This window comes from Pigmentiphaga kullae (assembly GCF_004216695.1).
Lineage (GTDB): Bacteria > Pseudomonadota > Gammaproteobacteria > Burkholderiales > Burkholderiaceae_B > Pigmentiphaga > Pigmentiphaga kullae.
Genome location: NZ_SGXC01000003.1, coordinates 1,073,142 through 1,087,827, shown reverse-complemented (window position 1 = coordinate 1,087,827; position 14,686 = coordinate 1,073,142). Strand labels below are relative to the sequence as shown.

Sequence of the window (14,686 nt, the reverse complement as noted above, 5' to 3'; positions counted from 1 at the left end):
TGCCATGCTCAGACCGCCTTGCGCAAAGGCGTGCGGATCGGCAGGGCCCGCACGCGTTCTCCGGTCGCCGCGAAGATCGCGTTGGCCAGGGCAGGCGCCAGCGGCGGCACGCCGGGCTCGCCCACGCCGGTGGGGTCGTCCTGGGAGGGCACGATGTGCACCTCGACACGCGGCATCTCGTTGATGCGCAGCACGGGATAGTCGTGGAAGTTGCTCTGCACGACGGCCCCCTTGTCGAGCGTGATGGCGCCGTGCAGCGCGGTCGACAGCGCGAAGCCTATGCCGCCCTCCATCTGCGCCTTGACCACGTCCGGATTGATCGCCAGCCCGCACGCCACGGCGCACACAACGCGGTCCACCTTCAGTTCGCCCCCGGCATCCACGCTCACCTCGACCACCTGCGCGACCACGCTGTTGAAGGACTCGTGCACCGCCACGCCCCGGCCCCGGCGCACGCCGTCTTTGCCCGCCGCCAGCGGCCGGTCCCATTGCGCGGCGCGCACCGCCGTCTCAAGCGCCGCGAGGTGGCGCGGATGGCCCTTGAGCAATTCGCGCCGCAGCGCGACCGGATCGCGGCGCGCGGCATGCGCCGCCTCGTCCACCAGCGTCTCGGCCGTGAACGCGGTGTGCGTATGCCCGACCGACCGGTACCACTGTACGGGCACCCGCACATCGTCGGGGGTATGCAGCTCCACGCTCAGGTTGGGGATGCCGTAGGGCAGGTCGGACAAACCCTCGACCGAGGTCGCATCGATGCCGTTCTTGATCATGAATTCCTCGAACGCGGAACCCTTGATCAGCGACTGCCCGACCACGCGCACCTGCCAGGCCTGCAGCCTGCCCCGCTCGTCCAGCGCGAGCCGGGCGCGGTGCAGGTAGGCGGGCCGGTAGTAGCCGCCGCGCATGTCGTCCTCGCGCGTCCACACCATCTTGACCGGGGCATCGAACCCCGCCTTGCGCGCGCCCTGCGCGATGGCGACGGCCTCGAGCACGTAGTCGGCCTGCGGACTCGCGCGCCGGCCGAAGCTGCCGCCGGCATACAACTGGTTGATCGTGACGCGCTCGGGCGCGATGCCGAGATAATCGGCCACGGCCTTCTGGTCCATGGTCTGGAACTGCTCGCCGTTCCAGATCTCGCACCGGCCGTCGCCCAGTTGCACGACGCAGTTCAGCGGCTCCATGCTGGCGTGTGCCAGGAACGGGAATTCGTAGTCGGCCTCGATCACCTTGGCCGCTTTCGCGAACGCGGCCTCGACGTTGCCGCGCGCGGCGGCGGGCAGGCCGGGACGCGCGGCGGCCTGGCGGTACCGGGCCAGGAGTTCCTCGCTGCCCTCGGTGTAGGCGCGGCTCTCGTCCCACTGCACCTTCAGGGCATCGCGGCCGGTGCGGGCGGCCCAGGTATTGCGCGCCAGCACGGCCACGCCGGCCGAGCGGTGCGCCGAACCCTCGAAGGGAATCGCCGCCACCACGCCCGGGATGGCCAGCGCGGCGCTGGCGTCGTAGCCGGCCACGGTCGCACCGAAGCGCGGCGCATGGGCCGCGATGGCGACCAGCATGCCAGGCAGTTTGACGTCCTGCGTGAACCGGGCGCGGCCGTGCACCTTGTCGGCCGAATCCGTCCGCCGCAGCGACGCCTTGCCAATCAGGCCGAACTCCTTGGGCGACTTGAGTCTGGGGCTGGCCGGCACCGGCTGCGCCGCCGCAGCCTCGACCAGTTCGCCGAACGGGGCTTGCCGCCCCGAGGCGGCATGGCGCACGACGCCGGCGCGCACGGTGATCGTGGCCGGATCGACCTTCCAGGCACGCGCCGCCGCGCCGACCAGCATGGCGCGCGCGGCGGCGCCCGCCTCGCGCATCTGCTTGAAGGAGTTGGCCATGGCCGTGCTGCCGCCGGTCCCTTGTATGCCCATGGCCAGGTTCTTGTAGCGCGCGGTGTCGGCGGGCGCGCCTTCGACCCCCACCTGCGCCCAGTCGGCGTCCAGCTCGTCGGCCACCAGGGTCGCCAGGCCCGTGTAGGCGCCCTGCCCCATCTCCACGTGCTTGGCGTACACCGTTACGCGTCCCTGGGCATCGATGGACAGGAAGGCATTGGGCACGAAGGCCTCCCCCTTGCCCACCGGTTGCGCCGCGGCCAGGGCGCCGGGCAGCTGCCAGCCCAGCACCAGCACGCCCGCGCCCTGTACGAAGCGGCGACGGCTGACATTGACCAGCGAGGCTTGCTGGCGATCCGTGGTGTTGTCGAGGGTGAAGATCATGATGCCTTCCTCCTCAAGCCAGCGCCTGGGCGGCGCGATGGATCGCGGCCCGGATGCGGACATAGGTCGCGCAGCGGCACGCATTGCCGCTCATCGCCCCGTCGATGTCCTCGTCCGTGGGACGCGGATTCGTGCGCAGCAGAGCGGCAGCCGACATGATCTGGCCCGACTGGCAGTAGCCGCATTGCACGACGTCCAACTCCTGCCAGGCGGCCTGCACCGCGCGGCCCACGGCGTCATTGCCCACGCCTTCGATGGTCGTGACCGGCTTGCCTTCGACCGAGGAAACCGGCGTCACGCAGGCGCGCACCGGCGCGCCGTCGACGTGCACGGTACAGGCGCCGCACAGCGCCATGCCGCATCCGTATTTCGTGCCGGTCAGGTTTGCCAGATCGCGCAGGGCCCATAGCAGCGGCATCTCGCCGGGCGCGTCCAGCGCAGTCTGTTTGCCATTGATCTCGAGCTGAATCGCCATTGCCACGTCCCCTGCTGAAAAGATGCCGGATCCTTATCCGGCCCGGGACAGAGGTTACGTAAGGCGGCCACTTGGGGACAATACCGATTCCTGCCTGTGTTTTGCCTGATCCTGCAAACGCCAGGTCGAGCCAGAAACGTCACGGCGCCTCGACGAGTTTCCTCAAGCGCCCGATGGCGCGGTCCCACCCGGCCGAGACCGCGTCCAGGAAGGCCCTGGCCTCGTCCACGCGGCGTGGATCGAGGGTGTACAGCACCTCGCGGCCCTGGCGCGCGCGCACGACCAGGTCCGCCGCTTCCAGCACCTGGAGATGCTTGACGATGGCCTGCCGCGAGATGTCCCGGCCTTCGGCCAGCGCGGTGGCCGACAAGGCCCCGCCGGCCAGCAGGTGGGCGACCAGGGCCAGCCGGGTCGCGTCGCCCAGCGCGGCGAACACCCGCGCCAGCTCGTGCTCACGCCCCTTCGACATGGCGCCGGATGTTGTCGGCCTGGGCGGCCCATCCGCCGTCGTTCATCATGAAGGCGCGTTCGCGCCGGTGCGCCGGCACGCGCTCGAATCCCGACTCGGTGATGGTCAGCCGCGTGCCCTCGGGCACGGTCTCCAGCTGGAACTCGACCAGGGTCGTGGGTTCCTGCTCGGGATCGCACTCGGCATCGATGCCGAACGGCACCCAGCGGAAACTGAAAACGCGCGGCGCTTCCATGCGCTCGACGGTGCAGAACACCTCATGCGGAAGCGGCTGCCGTATCGCCGCCGGCTGCAGGCCCAGCGAGGCCTGGTAGCGCGCGATCTCGTCCTGGTCGAACCCGCCCTCGAAGCTGCCGGTGATGGCGCGGCCGGGGGCGAAGGGCTGGTCCAGCTTGACGCCGAACCACTGGGCGAACTCCTGGATGTCGGTCAGTGCGCGCCACACGCGCTCGACCGGCGCGCGCAACACAACCTGCTTTTCGATGCGGTCGAGCGATGTCATGGCGGAACTCCTATTGCAACCATTTGGTTGCAATATACAGGTCCGGCCAGACGCGCAACGTTTCTGTTGCACACGCTTACCGAAACCGGCTTTCCGGCCTGGCGATGTCACACCATCAGTTCGATCAGGAACGGCGCCTGCCTGCCGAAGCTGCTCTTCATCAGGTCCGCGCAACGCTCCAGCGTGGTGGCCTGCGCCGCGTCGACGCCCATGCCGTGGGCAAGCCTGACCCAATCGAGGGACGGGTTGCCCAGGTCCAGCATGCTCATCGCCGTCTCGCCCGGCGTCGCGCCCACGCTCGCGTACTCGCCGATCAGGATGTTGTACTTGCGGTTGTTGAGGATGATGGTGGTGACAGGCAGCGCCTCGCGCGCCTGCGTCCACAGCGACTGCAGCGAGTACATGGCGGAACCGTCCGCCTGCAGATTGATCACCCTGCGCTGCCTGCAGGCGCCAAGCGCGGCGCCGGTGGCCACGGGCATGCCATCGCCGATGGCGCCGCCCGCCAGATGCAGCCAGTCGTGGGCGGGCGCGGCGTGCGTGAACTTATAGAAACCCCGGCCGTAGGAAATACTCTCGTCCGAGACGATGGCATGTTCGGGCATCGTGGCCGCGAGCGTCCGCGCCAGGCCTTCGGGCGTGGGCGTGCCGGCCCCAGGGGCCGGACGCGGGCCGGGATCCGGCATGGCAACTTCCGGCGCATCGAGCGCCTGCGCCAACGCCCGCAGCGCCTCGACGGGATCCTGGTCCGGGCGGGCCAGGACATGGAACCGGGTCTCGGGGTGGTACTGGATCGACGGCTTGCCGGGATAACCGAAAAAACCCACCGGCGGCTCGGCGCCCACCAGGATGATGTGCCTGTACCGATCTAGCGCCTGGATGGCGTGGTCCATGCCATAGGGCACCCGTTCGAGCGGCATGCGGCCGCGGCCGCGCGCCAGATGCGCGGTCACATAGCTGGCCATCACCGCCGCCCCCGTCGCATGGGCGACCCGCCAGGCAAAACCCTGCGCCTCGCTCAGCACGCCATGCCCCGCCAGCAGGATCAACACGTCGCGGCGATCGCGCAGCAGGCGCGCCGCCGCCTCGACCGCCTGGCCGTCGATGGCCGGGGGCAACGGCGGATCCATGGGTTCCCCGGGCACGCCCCCCTCTTGCCAGGACACGTCGGCGGGCAGGATCAGCGTCGCGATCTGCCCCGGGAAGGTGCGCGCCGCGCGCACCGCCTCCACCGCGTCCCGTCCGAGATCAACAGTCCCGGCGCTGGTGCGCACCCAGGCCGAAACCGTCCGCGCCATGCCGGCGGTATCCGCGGTCAGCGGCGCATCGTAGGGGCGATGGTAGGTCGCCTGGTCACCCACGATGTTGACGATGCCGCTGCGCGCGCGGCGCGCGTTGTGCAGGTTGCCCATGCCGTTGGCCAGGCCGGGGCCGCAGTGCAGCAACGTGCAGGCGGGCTTGCGGGCCAGCCGGAAATAGCCATCGGCCATGCCGGTGACGATGTTCTCCTGCAAGCCGAGCACGCACTTCATTCCGGGGCTCTGGTCCAGCGCGGCGACGAAATGCATTTCGCTCGTCCCCGGATTGGCGAAGCAGGTATCCACCCCGGCGGCCAACAAGGTTTCCACCAGGCTCTTCGCGCCGTTCATCCGCATGTCTCCGTGTTCATGGCGTCATGTTGGCATCCAGCGCCGTGACGGGCGATGGACGATGCCGGGCAATTGTCTCCTTTGTTGCACCTGCACGTGCTTTCCGGGCCGCCCGCTACTCCAACGACGGCAACGACGGCTCCCCCGCCAGCTTCTCCAGTTTTTCCCAATCGACGATGGAGAGCTTTCCATAGCGGATCTCGACGATGCCGTCATCCGCCATGGCGCGCAGCACCCGGTTGACCACCTGCCTGCGCGTTCCCAGCATCGTGGCGATTTCGACCTGCGACAGGCTGACGTCGGCGGACTCCATGCCGCGCCGCGACCGGGCATGGATGGCCTTGAGCAACTGCGCGATCCGGGCATTCGTCGGGTGCGTCGCGGCGCTCTCGAAGTGATCGAGTGCGCGCCGGTGACGCTGGCCCAGGCCGGCGAACAGCGTGAACGACAGCCTGCCGTCCTCGCACAGGATTTCGCGCAGCAGCGGCGCGGGGATACGGACCAGGATGCTCTTCTGCTTGCACATCGCCGTATAGAAATACGGCACCTGGGTCAGGACCGGCCCCAGGCCATGGTAGTCCCCGGGCAGGTGCAGTCCCGCCGTGAAGTTCCTGCCCGACGGCGTCCCCCGGACCAGACGGATGGACCCCGTTGCCAGGATGTACAGGAAATCGGCCGTGTCCCCCGTCCTGATCAGGCAGCTATCGGCCTCGACCGTGCACAGGTCCGCCGCCGCGACGAGGCGCGAGACCACTTCCGCGGGCCATGTGGAGAAAAGCTCCGACTGGGAGATCACCAGCCTGACCAACGTGTTTTCCATAACCTCGGATTTCCTCGTACCTGCCTGGGACGCCAGGAGAGCCTATCTCCCGCCGGATACATAGCAACAAACACGACAATCGCCTTGCCTTGGCCGTTGTTGGGGGCCTGCCTGGCTACCTACACTTCCCGCCAGCCTGCTCTTGCCCAGAGGCAATGCTATCAAGGACCCGCAATGAACGTGACGCCACCGTCCCCCCCAGGCTCCGGCCCCGCCGCCGGGCGAACCGCCAGTGCCGTCCTGGCCAACCAGCTCGCGCTGCACGGCGTCCAGCACATTTTCTGCGTTCCCGGGGAAAGCTATCTCGCCGTACTCGATGCCTTGCTCGACGTCCCCATAGCCGTCACCGTATGCCGGCAGGAAGGCGGCGCGGCGATGATGGCCGAGGCCCAGGGCAAGCTGACGGGAACCCCCGGCATCTGCTTCGTGACGCGCGGTCCCGGCGCCACCAACGCCGCGGCCGGCGTCCACGTCGCGAGCCAGGATTCGACGCCGATGATACTGTTCGTCGGCCAGGTCGCGCGCGACATGAAGGGCCGCGAGTGTTTTCAGGAGCTGGACTACCCGGCCGTCTTCGGCAGCATGGCCAAATGGGTGGTCGAGATAGACGATGCGCGGCGGATTCCCGAGCTGGTGTCGCGCGCCTTCCATGTCGCCACCTCCGGCCGCCCGGGTCCGGTGGTCGTGGCCTTGCCGGAAGACATGCTGACCGACACCGTCGACGTACGGGACGCGTTTCCCTACCAGGTGACGGAAACCTATCCGGCGCCGGCGCAGATCGAACAACTGCGGACACTGCTCGCCCAGGCGCGGCGTCCGCTGGCCATCCTCGGCGGCAGCCGCTGGTCGGCCGAGGACGTCGAGCGCATCCAGGGCTTCGCCCAGGCCTTCCAACTGCCCGTGGTGTGTTCGTTCCGGCGGCAGATGCTGTTTCCGCAGTCGCATCCCTGCTATGCGGGAGAACTCGGCTTCGGTACCAACCCCCGATTGCTGGACCGGATCAGGCAGTCCGACCTCGTCCTGCTGATCGGAGGCCGCCTGTCCGAGGCCCCGTCCCAGGGGTATTCGTTGCTGGACGTGCCGAACCCCGCGCAGAAGCTCGTGCACGTGCACGCCGATCCGGACGAACTCGGCCGCGTGTATCGGGCGCACCTGGCCATCAATGCGACGCCGCGGGGGTTTTGCGCCAGCGTCGCTTCATTGCAGGCCGAGCCCGGACCCGCAGCCGGCGACTGGGTACGCGATGCCGCTGCCGATGCCCGGCGATGGCGCGACCTGTCGCCGATCCAGGTTCCGGGCGAACTCAAGATGCCCGCCGTCATGCGCGCGCTCCAGGAGGAACTTCCCCGCGACACGATCATCTGCAACGGCGCGGGGAATTTCTGTACCTGGGGCCAGCGATTCTGGCCGTTCGAGGCCTACGGCACCCAATTGGCGCCGACCTCGGGCTCCATGGGCTATGGGCTTCCCGCCGGCGTGGGCGCCAAGCGGCTGTATCCGCACAAAACCGTGGTAGTGCTGGCCGGCGACGGCGACTTCCTGATGACCGGGCAGGAGTTCGCGACGGCGGTCCAATACGAGCTGCCGCTGATCGTGCTGCTGATCGACAACGGGATGTACGGCACGATCCGGGCGCACCAGGAACGCGGATACCCGGGAAGAGTGTCCGCGACGACCCTGCGCAACCCGGACTTCGTCGCCTATGCCCGCGCATTCGGCGGGTATGCCGAGCGGCTCGCCACCGCTGAAGACTGCGGCCCCGCGCTGCGCCGGGCATTGGCCTCGGGCCTGCCCAGCCTGCTGCACTGCGTGATCGACCCCGAGGCGATCACTCCTTCCTCCACATTGACCCAGTTGCGCACCCAGGCCCTGGAGCTTCAGGCGAAGCAGGCGCGCGAGGCGGGACCCGCATGAGCTATTCCGACACACGGTTTTTCATCGCCAACCAATGGCAAGACGCGGCCGATGGCCGTACCCTGGCCGTCGTCAACCCGGCCACCGGCGTGCAGATCGGCCGCGTCAGCCACGCGGGGATGGCCGATCTCGACCGCGCGCTTCTTGCGTCGCGGCAAGGCTTCGACACCTGGCGGAACACGCCGGCGGCCGAGCGCGCCCGGCTCATGCGACACGCGGCGACGCTGCTGCGCGAGCGCGCGCCGGACATCGCGGCCATCATCACCCAGGAACAGGGCAAGCCCCTGCCCGAAGCCAGGAACGAAGCCGCGATGGCGGCCGAAATGATCGAATGGTTCGCCGACGAAGCGCTGCGGATCTATGGGCGTATCGTGCCCTCGCGCGTGCCGGGTGCCAGGCAGTTGGTGCTGAAGGATCCGGTGGGGCCGGTGGCGGCGTTCACGCCCTGGAACTTTCCCATCAACCAGGCCACGCGCAAGGTGGCGGCCTCGCTGGCGGCGGGTTGCTCGATCATTCTGAAAGCCGCCGAGGAAACGCCCGCGGCCGCGGCCGCCCTGGTTCGAGCCTTCGCCGATGCGGGACTGCCGCCGGGCGTGATCGGCCTCGTCTACGGCGATCCGGCCGAGATTTCCGCTTACCTGATCGCCCATCCGGCCATCCGCCTGGTCTCGTTCACGGGGTCGACACCAGTTGGCAAGCAACTCGCCGCGCTCGCCGGCCAGCACATGAAACGGGTCACGATGGAACTCGGCGGCCATGCCCCGGTCATCGTGGCCGACGATGCCGACATCGAACTTGCGATCAGCTCCGCCGGCGGCGCCAAGTTCCGCAACGCCGGCCAGGTCTGCATCTCGCCTACCCGCTTCCTCGTGCACGAGAGTCTGTGCGCGGACTTCGCCGCCGCCCTGGCCGCCCACGCGCGGAAACTGAAGGTTGGCGACGGACTCGCCGCGGGCACGCAGATGGGGCCGCTCGCCAACCCACGCCGGCTCGCGGCGATGGGCGAACTCACCGACGACGCGATACGACGCGGCGCCACGGTCGAGGCCGGCGGCGAGCGCCTCGGCCAGGCTGGGAACTTCTGGGCGCCGACCGTCCTCACCGGCGTGCCGCTGGACGCGAAGCTGCTCAACTACGAACCCTTCGGCCCGATCGCCGTGGTACGCGGCTTCACGACGCTGGATGAGGCCATCGCCGAAGCGAACCGGCTGCCCTACGGGCTTGCGGGCTACGCGTTCACGCGCTCGCTGAAGAACGCGCACACGTTGTCGCAGCGCGTCGAGGTCGGCATGCTGTGGATCAACCAGCCCGCCGCCGCATGGCCGGAGCTGCCCTTCGGCGGCGTGAAGGATTCGGGCTACGGCTCGGACGGCGGGCCGGAAGCCGTGGAAGCCCACCTCAATACGCGCGTGGTGTCCGTGATGAACGTGTAGGCCGCCGCCCGGCCCGCGCCGGGCACCGCCTACTGCAATTCGATCCTGGCGTCCTGGATCACCTTCCGCCACCGGGCGATTTCGCTGGATATCAGCTCGCGCGCCTGCGCCGTCGTCCCTCCCAGCACACGCGACCCGTTGCTCTCGAGGCGCGCCCTGATCTCCGGATTGTTCAAGACGTTCTGCATCCCTTTGTTCAGGCGCTCCACCACCGCGTCGGGCGTCTTCGCGGGAGCCAGCAGCATCCCCCAGGACGCGACCTGGACTTTGGGATAGCCCAGCTCGGTGAACGTCGCCACGTCCGGCAGCCGGGGGGAGCGATGCGTGCCGTTGCCTATGGCCAATGCGCTCAGTCCGCCATCGGCGATCAGGCCGTACATCGGCTGCAGGTACTCGAATGCGATATCTATGTCGCCGCTCTGCAAGGCGGTGTTCAGGTTCGCCGCCGTCTTGAACGGGACGATGGTGTAGTCGAGTTTCGCGTTCGACTTGAACAGCTCGGCGGTCAGGTGCTGCAGCGTCCCGATAAGCGATATGCCCACGGTGAACCGGTCGCCCTTGGCCTTCGCTTCGCGGACCACGTCCTGAACGTTCTTGAGCCGGGATTTGCTGCTGGCGAGCATCAACACATCGTTGCTCGTCATGGTCGAAATCGGCACGAAGCTCTTTTCGATATCGTAGGGAGGCGTGCGGAACAACGACTGGCTGATCGCCGTCCCGACGCCGATGTATATCACCGTGTAGCCATCGGGCGCCGCGGCGGCCACCTGCCTGATCGCCCCGATCCCGCCCGCGCCAGGACGATTCTCCACGACGACCTGCTGGCCGAGATCCTCGCCCAGCGCGTTCGCGACGATGCGGGCAATGCCGTCGGCGACGTTGCCCGCCGCGAACGGCACGACCAGGGTAATGGGCCTTGCCGGAAAGCTGCCTTCGGGTGCCGCCGCCATGGCTGGCAAGGCACAGGCCCCCGCCAACAACGCGAAGGCGTACTTCATCGCTTGGTGTCTCATTTTTCTCTCCTCCTTGGAGCCGAACTCAATCGGTTTCTTTCACGTAGCCCATGAGCTTCGATGGCTGGTCGAGCCGCCGCCATGGCTTGGGCGGCCTTCCTGTCTCGACGGCGTCCATTTCGCGCCAGAGGATCCTTCTCAGCATCGAGATGCCGCGATCCGACGCCCCCAGGCATTCGCTGGTCCGATCGGCGATGGTGCCCTGGCCGATCAACGCCACGTAATCCTGGGCGCTGGTCAGGCGCACGAGCGGATCGTCGGGATAATGCCCCGCGAACAGTTCGTCGTGATGGTCGGCCGAGTTGTAGTCATCGCATTCATCGAAGTAGCGCTTCAATGCCGCGTCCGCCTCCGGCGACGTCGATGGGGCCGCCCGCAGGGAAATGCGTATGGTGTGTTCGTCATCGACAGGCACCATCCAGTTCGTCACTTCCATCCAGGGGTCGCCGGCCTTGACGCCCGGAATGACGACCGTGTTGCCATAGGGAAACGTCCAATCGCTGACGCGGACCTGGGTCTTTTCACCAAGCCTGCGGACGGCGGTCTGGCATATCCCCGCCGAGGTTTCCTCGTAGCTGACTTCCGGCACCTCGGCGGGGACGGCTTCGCCGAAAGCGCCCACTTTCCCCATCTGGTGCGCGAAACTCACGTGCACCGCATCCAGGGAATTTTCCGCGACCTGGAGCCAGTTGCACGGCCATATCTCCTTGCGCTGCAACAGGAAAACGCCTTCCTGCTCGCAGGAGCTCCTGCGGACAAGATCGAAATCCGGCGGCGCCCCTTCCCCCATGTACGTGAAAATCACGCCGCAGTATTCCCGGACCGGATAGGCGCCGATCCGCACACTGCCCTCGCTGCCGGGGCGCTCGGCCGGCCGCTCGGTGCATTGGCCGCTGCCATCGTATTTCCAGCCGTGGTACATGCAGCGCACTTGATCGCCTTCGATCCAGCCGGTGTGCAGCAGCGTGCCCCGATGCGCGCACCGGGCTCCCACCAGATGGACGGTCCCGCCCTGGCCGCGGTAAAGCGTCAGGTCCTCGCTCAACAGGCGGACGCGCTTGGCGGTCCCCGCCGCCACGCTTTTCGAAAGCGCGATGGGGTGCCAGAACTGCCGCAGCACCTTGCCCATGGTGGTGTCGCCCGCGGTTTCCGTCAGGCGCTTCAAGCGCTCCGCCTGCTTGTGCGAACTCTTGCCGTCGATTTTTTCCATGTTCATCCCACCTTTACGCACAGCGGCTCCAGTCCGCTGACCTGGATTTGCAGATCGTCGCCCGTGGCGAGAAAACGATTGCGCGCAGAACCGACCCCAGCCGGCGTGCCGGTCGCGATGACGTCGCCAGGCAGCAGCGTCATGTAGGACGACAGCGCAACGATGAGTTCCTCGGTGGAGAAGATCATCTCGGTCATGCTCTCGTCCTGCACGACTTCGCCGTTGAGCCGGGTGGAGATCCGCAGGGTGCGTGCGCGCAAGGCGTCGACGATATCCGGCCCGCAGGCAATGGTCGGTCCCAGGGCGGACGCGCCGTCCAGCCCCTTGGCCGCGGTCCAGTCGGGCCAGGTCTTCGCGTCCGGTCCGGGAGGGCCGAGCGACACCCGGGTCAGATCGCGCGCCGAGCCGTCGTCCAGCGCACAGACCCCCACGATGTGATCCAGCGCCGTTTCGAGCGTCGCATCCTTGCAGACGCGGCCGATGACAACGCCGATCTCGCCTTCGTAGTCGAACTTGGCCGTCTTTCCCACGTTGGGATTCAATACCCCGCCATGGGCAACGAAATTCGAAGGGGCCTTGTAGAAAATGACCGGGCGGATGGGAGGAAGCGTCTTGGCTTCGGCGCCATGTTCCCGGTAATTGACGGCAACGGCAAAGACCCGGGATGCCCGATCGAGCGGAGGAAGGAGCCGTGCCTCGGCAGCGGACACCCTGCGGGTGGGGCTGCCGGCGCCCGTTTCCAGGATGCGAGGAAGCTCATCGCCCTCGCACACGATATCGACGTAGCCGTCCTTGGGGCAGCCGACGACGACCCTGTCGCCGACGAGATAGCGCCCAACGCTGAAATGCCCGTTTGTCACTGTCATCTTCATTCCACGAATCCATGAACAAGTGCCGCCATCTTGGCACTCGCCGCTTCGAGAGACGACGGACAATGCGAGGCAATTGTCTCCTTTGTTGCTCCTGCGTTCTTTCTCCTTATTCGCTCCTAGCCCCCGGTCCGCCCCGCCATCGCCGCCGACACGAACAACCCCAGCACGCACATCATGCTGGCGACGTGCGCGGTCGAACGCAGGCCGGGTTTGTCGCCCAGGTAGCAGCCGATGAACAACAGCCGCGCCGCGACCCACGCCAGCGCCCAGGCGTCGGCCTGGTTCTGCGGGGTACCGGCCAGGTGGGCGACGATCACGGCCGCGGCGAAACCCGGCAGGGTCTCGAACGCGTTCAGGTGCGCGCTCCAGGCGCGCTTGGCGATGCCCTGTATGCGGTTCGGGAAATCGCGCGGATCGCGGTTGTCGCGCAAGGGCCGGGCGCGGTTCCGGGCGATGCCGAAGCAGACGTAGGGCATCAGTATCGCGACGAACACACACCAGAATGCGAGGGTCATGCCGGCCTCCCGGGGTCTGGCCCCGCGTCTCCTAGTTTTCCGCTTCCCCGTCGGCCTCGTCGGCCGCGAGGTTGTCGTCCTCGGTCCCCAGCAACTGGCGCGTCTCGCCTTCCGGCAGCGCTTCGACGGTTTTCAGGTTGCGCAGCATGGCGCGGGTGCGCACCTCGGTCTGCCCGATCTTGTTGCTGGCGGTTTCCAGCGTCTTCTTCACGCTGGCCAGCGCGTCGCCGAACTTGCCGAACTCCGACTTGACCGCGCCCAGCACTTTCCAGACCTCGGACGAACGCTGCTCGATGGCCAGCGTGCGGAATCCCATCTGCAGGCTGTTCAGCAGTGCGGCCAGGGTGCTGGGGCCGGCCACGTTGATGCGCAGCGCGTGCAGCTTGTCCATCAGGCCGGCGCGTCGCAGCACCTCCGCATACAGGCCCTCGGTGGGCAGGAACATGATGGCGAAGTCGGTGGTGTGCGGCGGCGCGATGTACTTGGAACCGATGCGGCGGCCCTCCAGCTCCACGCCGCGCTCGAAGGCCTGCCCGGCGGCGCGCACGGCGTCGAGATCGGCGCGTTCCTGCGCGTCGACCAGGCGCTCGTACTCTTCCTTGGGGAACTTGGCGTCGATCGGCAGCCAGACCGGCACGGCATCGTCGCCGCGGCCCGGCAGGCGGATGGCGAATTCCACCAGTTCGTCGCTGCCGGGCACCGGCTTGATGTTGCGGGCATACTGGGCCGGCGTCATGGTCTGCTCGATCAGCATGCCGAGTTGCACCTCGCCCCAGGTCCCGCGCGTCTTCACGTTGGTCAGCACGCGCTTGAGGTCGCCCACGCCGGCCGCCAGCGACTGCATCTCGCCCAGCCCCTTGTGCACGGCTTCCAGCCGGTCGGACACCAGCTTGAAGGATTCGCCCAGCCGCTGTTCCAGCGTGGCGTGCAGCTTCTCGTCCACGGTGCGGCGCATCTCCTCGAGCTTGACGGAGTTGTCGGTCTGCATGTCCTTGAGGCGCTGTTCCACGGTCGTGCGGACCTCGGCCATGCGGCGCTCGTTGGCCTCGGTCAGCACGCGCAACTGTTCCGAGAAGCGGTCGGCGAAGCGTTGCAGGGCCTGCGCGCTCTCGTCGCGGTTGGCCGCGGCATCGCGGGTCAGCGAAATGCGCAGCGCCTCGAAGCGCTCCTGCAATTGCGCCGTCAGCGTCGTCAGGTTCTGGGCGAAGGCGTCGAGCTGCTGGTTCAGCACCTGGGCCTGCTGCGCCTGCTGGCCGCCCAGGGCCTGCATGCCCTGGGCCAGCGTCTGGCCCAGTTCGGTGCGCAGTCCGCGCGTCGATTCGGCCAGTTCCGACCGCAGGCCGCGCTGGCTTTCGGTGATGTCGGCCCGCAGCGCGCGCTCCAGGCGCTCCTGCTCGGCCAGGATCTGGTCCAGGCGCGGATCCGCCCCCGGCTTGCGCAGCAGCGCCAACAATGCGAACAATGCCGCGAGCACGGCAGCGACGGCGCTGCCCCACAACAGGTATTCGGTCAAGACTCGGCCCCCAAAACCAGGGATTTTAGAGGGAAGACGCGGCGGC

General features: G+C 67.9%; 13 protein-coding genes. 2 read left to right on the top strand and 11 right to left on the bottom strand.

The annotated features are described in order from the left end of the window. Positions 1 to 8: 8 nt before the first annotated feature. From EV675_RS27890 to EV675_RS27865, 6 genes are all read right to left on the bottom strand, one after another. Positions 9 to 2,255, bottom strand: a complete 2,247-nt coding sequence (locus EV675_RS27890; protein WP_130361870.1) for a xanthine dehydrogenase family protein molybdopterin-binding subunit — start codon at positions 2,253 to 2,255, stop codon at positions 9 to 11. Positions 2,256 to 2,268: 13 nt separating this feature from the next. Continuing rightward, the gene (locus EV675_RS27885; protein ID WP_124690046.1) at positions 2,269 to 2,730 is read right to left on the bottom strand and encodes a (2Fe-2S)-binding protein; all 462 of its coding nucleotides are present in this window, start codon (positions 2,728 to 2,730) and stop codon (positions 2,269 to 2,271) included. 139 nt (positions 2,731 to 2,869) lie between these two features. Next, a complete protein-coding gene (locus tag EV675_RS27880) occupies positions 2,870 to 3,199 on the bottom strand; it encodes an ArsR/SmtB family transcription factor (protein ID WP_130361869.1) in 330 nt (109 codons plus the stop codon). Continuing rightward, positions 3,183 to 3,701 carry an SRPBCC family protein gene (locus EV675_RS27875; protein ID WP_130361868.1) on the bottom strand — a complete coding sequence of 173 codons (519 nt, stop codon included), beginning with the start codon at positions 3,699 to 3,701 and terminating at the stop codon, positions 3,183 to 3,185. Before EV675_RS27875 ends, EV675_RS27880 begins: the two co-directional genes overlap by 17 nt. Before the next feature lie 107 nt (positions 3,702 to 3,808). Then, positions 3,809 to 5,350 (bottom strand): acetolactate synthase large subunit, encoded by a 1,542-nt coding sequence (locus EV675_RS27870; RefSeq protein WP_130361867.1) that lies wholly within the window; start codon positions 5,348 to 5,350, stop codon positions 3,809 to 3,811. 115 nt (positions 5,351 to 5,465) lie between these two features. Beyond that, the gene (locus tag EV675_RS27865; protein ID WP_130361866.1) at positions 5,466 to 6,170 is read right to left on the bottom strand and encodes a Crp/Fnr family transcriptional regulator; all 705 of its coding nucleotides are present in this window, start codon (positions 6,168 to 6,170) and stop codon (positions 5,466 to 5,468) included. Positions 6,171 to 6,344: 174 nt separating this feature from the next. Between EV675_RS27865 and EV675_RS27860 the strand changes: the two genes are divergently transcribed. Then, the gene (locus tag EV675_RS27860; protein ID WP_130361865.1) at positions 6,345 to 8,084 is read left to right on the top strand and encodes a thiamine pyrophosphate-binding protein; all 1,740 of its coding nucleotides are present in this window, start codon (positions 6,345 to 6,347) and stop codon (positions 8,082 to 8,084) included. Next, positions 8,081 to 9,517 (top strand): NAD-dependent succinate-semialdehyde dehydrogenase, encoded by a 1,437-nt coding sequence (locus EV675_RS27855; protein ID WP_130361864.1) that lies wholly within the window; start codon positions 8,081 to 8,083, stop codon positions 9,515 to 9,517. The genes EV675_RS27860 and EV675_RS27855 overlap by 4 nt, the downstream gene beginning before the upstream one ends. A 29-nt stretch (positions 9,518 to 9,546) precedes the next feature. On the opposite strand, the gene EV675_RS27850 is transcribed toward EV675_RS27855, so the two are convergent. The 5 genes from EV675_RS27850 to EV675_RS27830 form a co-directional block, all read right to left on the bottom strand. After that, positions 9,547 to 10,530, bottom strand: a complete 984-nt coding sequence (locus EV675_RS27850) for a Bug family tripartite tricarboxylate transporter substrate binding protein (protein WP_130361863.1) — start codon at positions 10,528 to 10,530, stop codon at positions 9,547 to 9,549. A gap of 25 nt (positions 10,531 to 10,555) precedes the next feature. Beyond that, positions 10,556 to 11,740, bottom strand: coding sequence for a Rieske 2Fe-2S domain-containing protein (locus tag EV675_RS27845; RefSeq protein ID WP_242621623.1), 1,185 nt, complete (start codon positions 11,738 to 11,740; stop codon positions 10,556 to 10,558). Positions 11,741 to 11,742: 2 nt separating this feature from the next. Further along, positions 11,743 to 12,612 carry a fumarylacetoacetate hydrolase family protein gene (locus EV675_RS27840; protein WP_130361862.1) on the bottom strand — a complete coding sequence of 290 codons (870 nt, stop codon included), beginning with the start codon at positions 12,610 to 12,612 and terminating at the stop codon, positions 11,743 to 11,745. A 116-nt stretch (positions 12,613 to 12,728) separates the two neighbouring features. Continuing rightward, the gene (locus EV675_RS27835; protein ID WP_130361861.1) at positions 12,729 to 13,127 is read right to left on the bottom strand and encodes an MAPEG family protein; all 399 of its coding nucleotides are present in this window, start codon (positions 13,125 to 13,127) and stop codon (positions 12,729 to 12,731) included. A 31-nt stretch (positions 13,128 to 13,158) separates the two neighbouring features. Then, complete coding sequence (locus tag EV675_RS27830) at positions 13,159 to 14,640, bottom strand: DNA recombination protein RmuC (RefSeq protein ID WP_130361860.1); 1,482 nt, start codon at positions 14,638 to 14,640, stop codon at positions 13,159 to 13,161. Positions 14,641 to 14,686: the final 46 nt, after the last annotated feature.